This is a genomic window from Burkholderia sp. Ac-20349, assembly GCF_017104865.1.
In the GTDB taxonomy this organism is placed as follows: domain Bacteria; phylum Pseudomonadota; class Gammaproteobacteria; order Burkholderiales; family Burkholderiaceae; genus Burkholderia; species Burkholderia aenigmatica.
On the sequence record NZ_JAAGPM010000354.1, the window covers coordinates 1 to 987 of the forward strand.

At 66.9% G+C, this 987-nt stretch carries 1 protein-coding gene; it reads left to right on the forward strand.

Annotated features, from left to right (window positions below; genetic code table 11):
• Window positions 1-987, forward strand: a 987-nt coding sequence (locus G3N61_RS40390) for an efflux RND transporter periplasmic adaptor subunit (protein ID WP_205825134.1), incomplete at both ends; no start/stop codon positions are given.

The window sequence follows — 987 nt, forward strand, 5'->3', positions numbered from 1 at the left end:
TTCCATACCGCTTAATCACTGCTGCAACGGCCGCCGTTTTCCTGGCCGCGTGCGGAAAAAAAGAATCGGCACCGCCGCCGCAAACGCCGGAAGTCGGCGTCGTCACCGTCCAGCCGCAGGCCGTGCCAGCGGTAACCGAACTGCCGGGCCGCACCAGCGCGTTCCTTGTTGCACAGGTGCGTGCACGGGTCGACGGCATCGTGCTGCGCCGCGAATTCACCGAAGGCACGGACGTCAAGGCCGGCCAGCGTCTCTACAAGATCGACCCGGCGCCGTACGTCGCCGCACTGAACAGCGCGAAGGCGACGCTTGCGCGGGCGCAGGCGAACCTCGTCACGCAGAACGCGCTGGTCGCGCGCTACAAGGTGCTGGTGGCCGCGAATGCGGTCAGCAAGCAGGACTACGACAACGCGGTGGCCACGCAAGGGCAGGCCGCGGCGGACGTCTCGGCCGGCAAGGCGGCGGTCGACACCGCACAGATCAACCTCGGCTACACCGATGTGGTCTCGCCGGTTTCGGGTCGCGTCGGCATCTCGCAGGTGACGCCGGGCGCGTATGTGCAGGCGAGCCAGGCGACGCTGATGTCGACGGTCCAGCAGCTCGATCCGGTGTATGTCGACCTCACGCAATCGAGCCTCGAAGGCCTGAAGCTGCGCCAGGACGTGCAGAGCGGCCGCCTGAAGACGAGCGGTCCGGGCGCCGCGAAGGTGTCGCTGATCCTGGAAGACGGCAAGACCTATTCGGAGCAGGGCAAGCTGCAATTCTCGGACGTGACGGTCGACCAGACCACCGGCTCGGTGACGATCCGCGCGATCTTCCCGAACCCGGGCCGCGTGCTGCTGCCGGGCATGTTCGTGCGTGCACGGATCGAGGAAGGCGTGAACGAGAACGCGTTCCTGGTGCCGCAGATCGGCGTGTCGCACGACCAGAAGGGGCAGGCGATCGCACTGGTCGTGAACGCGTCCGACAAGGTCGAGACGCGTCAGT